At 60.8% G+C, this 2,968-nt stretch carries 4 protein-coding genes and 1 tRNA gene; 2 read left to right on the top strand and 3 right to left on the bottom strand.

Annotated features, from left to right (window positions below; translation table 11 throughout):
• Together AHiyo1_RS26445 and AHiyo1_RS08910 are read left to right on the top strand one after the other, a co-directional pair.
• Positions 1-529 (top strand): DsbA family protein (locus tag AHiyo1_RS26445; protein ID WP_253257223.1); only part of this gene is annotated, 529 nt, incomplete at its 5' end.
• Between the two features lie 170 nt (positions 530-699).
• Positions 700-773, top strand: a tRNA-Thr gene (locus AHiyo1_RS08910).
• An 89-nt stretch (positions 774-862) separates the two neighbouring features.
• On the opposite strand, the gene AHiyo1_RS08905 is transcribed toward AHiyo1_RS08910, so the two are convergent.
• The 3 genes from AHiyo1_RS08905 to AHiyo1_RS08895 form a co-directional block, all read right to left on the bottom strand.
• A complete protein-coding gene (locus AHiyo1_RS08905; protein WP_059388325.1) occupies positions 863-1,831 on the bottom strand; it encodes a site-specific integrase in 969 nt (322 codons plus the stop codon).
• A gap of 268 nt (positions 1,832-2,099) precedes the next feature.
• Positions 2,100-2,312 (bottom strand): helix-turn-helix domain-containing protein, encoded by a 213-nt coding sequence (locus AHiyo1_RS08900; protein WP_059388324.1) that lies wholly within the window; start codon positions 2,310-2,312, stop codon positions 2,100-2,102.
• 107 nt (positions 2,313-2,419) lie between these two features.
• Positions 2,420-2,968, bottom strand: a 549-nt coding sequence (locus tag AHiyo1_RS08895; RefSeq protein WP_172465539.1) for a hypothetical protein, incomplete at its 5' end; no start/stop codon positions are given.

The following is a 2,968-nucleotide window of genomic DNA, read 5'->3' as shown; positions in this document are numbered from 1 at the left end:
GACCGCTCCCGGCGCCGAGGCTGAAGCCGGCAAGCCCGTCAAGGTTGTGGCGTACATCGACTTCATCTGCCCCATCTGCAAGAACTTCGAGAGCACGTACAGCCAGCAGCTGACCCAGTTGCGGGACGACGGCAAGATCACCCTGGAGTACCGTCCGTTCGGCTTCCTGGACGCCAGCTCCAGCACGAACTACTCCTCCCGCGCCGCCAACGCCGCAGCGTGCGTGGCGAACACGTCGCCGGACAAGTACTCGGCACTCGTGGATCTGCTGTACGCACAGCAGCCCGCCGAGGGCAGCGCAGGCATTTCCGACAACGACCTCAAGAAGTTGGCCACCCAAGCGGGATCGGCCAACATCGACTCCTGCATCGACAACAAGACGTACCGGCCGTTCGTCAAGGTGGTCACGCAGGAGGCCAAGAACATCGGGATCTCCGGCACGCCCACGGTCTTCATCGACGGCCAGCAGTGGGACAACAAGTCGGACTTCATGACCGTCCTGAATGCAGCTATCGCGGCAAAGAAGTAGTTCCCTTGGCCTAGGCCTCCCGTCCGCTGGAATTTCCGTGGGCGGGAGGTCGTGGGCTAACCTTATCTAGCGCTCGCGCACCAGCTCCGGCTTGCCGGGGTATCAGTCCCGGTCCGCCGGGCAACCAGCTCCGGCTTGCCGGGGCAACCAGCTCCGGCCTGCCGGGGCGCGCCTCCTTAGCTCAGTTGGCCAGAGCACCGCTCTTGTAAAGCGGGGGTCGTCGGTTCGAATCCGACAGGGGGCTCTTAGTTTGGCTCTGACCTGCAGGTATGTTGATTCTGGTCAGGGCCATTTGAACTTTTTCGCTCCGGACTCACCTTTAACTCACCTGAATCAGATTTGGAGACCGGTCTTGCCAGGCGCTCCTGGTCCCCCGTTGGCTGCGTCGAAGGCGCCGAGCACGGCCCGTGTGTCGATCGCTTCTTTGTATTCCTCGACGTAGTGCTTTCGGGTCATTGACACCTTGGAGTGCCCTGCCTGGTAGGCGGCCGTTTCGGCGCCCATGGTCCGTGCGATGAGAGTCGCGTTGGCCTTGCGGAACGTTTTGAACGTCACCCACGAGTATCCGATGTCGTCTGCCGCTTTGCGCCAAGTCTTGCCGACATTGTTCGGATCGCACACCGTTCCTGTGGATGAGGGAAAGACCAAATCCAAGGGATTCGCTGTGGCGCTGCTGCTTTGCCTGAGCTGTCGCCGTCGAAGTGACATGGCGAGATTTGGCGGCACAGTCACGTAGCGGAATCCGTGCTCGGATTTTGGGTGGTCCTGAATAGTGACACCGCCGGTGGAAGTACGGATGACTGTGGCGTGGACATGGACGGTTGGCGGGTCTGAATCGAGGTCGACGTCGGCCCAGGACAGTGCGAATAGTTCGCCAGGCCGTAGGCCTGTGGTGATGAGGACGTCCGCGATGTGGTGGAGTTCCTGGGACCTCGTGCGGCCAAGCATCGATCCCTGCTCCCAAGCAATGAGCTTGGTCCTCAGATCCAGGAACTGTTCCCGATCCAGGGCTTGAGGCTTTGCCGCCCGAGTTCTCGGGATGGAGATTCCTAGGACCGGATTGATGCTCGCAGCGTCGTGGCGCAGCGCAATTTTGAACATCGACGACAACACCGCCCCGCACGTGCGGGCCGTAGCCGGACCGGCCGCGTCGACAACATTTCGAATGAAGTGATCCACGACGCCTGGCGTGGTCTCTCCTATGCGGACAGAGCCGATTCCAGGAAGAATGTACTTCTTGACGCTGAACGCGTATTTGTCTTTGGTCCGCGATGCCTTGTCCGAGCGTTGCAGCTCTGCCAAGTAGACCTCTGAGAGGTCGCGGATCTGGTCTGTTGTGCTGATGAGGGCGTTGCCTTGGGTCTGCCTTTTTTGCAGTTTGATTTGGAGATTTCGCCGTGCCGCTGCGGCGGACTGCCCTCGGGCTTCGATTTTTCGCGTTTGCCCGTCGAGGTCCCGGTATCTGGCCCGTGCGCGCCAGCTTCTTGCTGTTGCCCGGTCAGTACGGATGAGACCCCATGTTCCGAGGGGCAGTGGTACCTGCTCATTTATCGGGTCAGGTTTGGGCCGGTTACCGCTCTGCGTGCAGCGCCAGCCAGGCAACGAAGTCGCTTTGGCTGATTCGCAGGTGCCTGCCGATGCGGTATGCGTGTGGCCCGATGTGCTTGGCTCGCCACTGGTAGAAGGTCTGTTCGGGGATCTGTAGCTGTGCGCAGATCTCTTTCGGGGTTAGCCACTGTTGGTCAACCTCGACGGGCTGGTTGCGATTTGGCGTCGTCGTCATTGGAGTCTCCGTGGTCTTGGTCACCTGACATGCGGCCAGGCTCTGTTCCTACTCCATGGGAGACAAAGGTGCAGACGGCATGACCGTGGAGCAGAGTGATTTTGATGTCAGAGCTGCCAACCGACGGTAATGGGGCTGTCCTGTCGGGAGATCGAATCTTCCAGCCATTCACCGGGTTGTTGTTGCCGGGTGGCTTGGGACGAAGCCCGGTCGGCAACGCGCTTGAGGTGTTCGTACTGCGATGACTGTTCCCAATCATGGTCTGCCGGTGCAGGTCCCAGAGGGAGGGGTGAGTCGTTGATACCCCATCGGTCCCTGTAGATGGCAACCCTGGCGACCTGGCGGGCGGTGTCTGTTCTCGTCGCGTTCGGTGGGAGCGTTTGGACGAGTTTTCGTTTCCATTCAGTGTCCTGCGTCAGAGCGGCCGTCACGACTTGCTTGGCCCGCTGCCTGATCTTATGGGTTACTTGGTTGATCATGTCAGCGAGGTCGGGCCGGTTGGTATGAAGTGGTTCGGGGATGACGGTACGATCGCCGGCTGGCATGCGGGATGAGAAGTTGGCGAGCCGGGCGTGCAGAACGGCTGCGACGTCCTTTGCGTCGCCGCTTGTTTCCAAAGCGGCGGTGACAGTCCGCTGAGCCCCGGGCCGGCTGGC

The sequence above is a fragment of the Arthrobacter sp. Hiyo1 genome (assembly GCF_001263615.2).
Taxonomy (GTDB): domain Bacteria; phylum Actinomycetota; class Actinomycetes; order Actinomycetales; family Micrococcaceae; genus Arthrobacter.
This window is presented reverse-complemented; position numbering and strand designations above follow the sequence as displayed.

Coding starts and splice junctions, on each gene's coding strand:
- AHiyo1_RS08900 (WP_059388324.1), bottom strand. CDS start 2,312: ATGACGACGACGCCAAATCGCAACCAGCCCGTCGAGGTTGACCAACAG.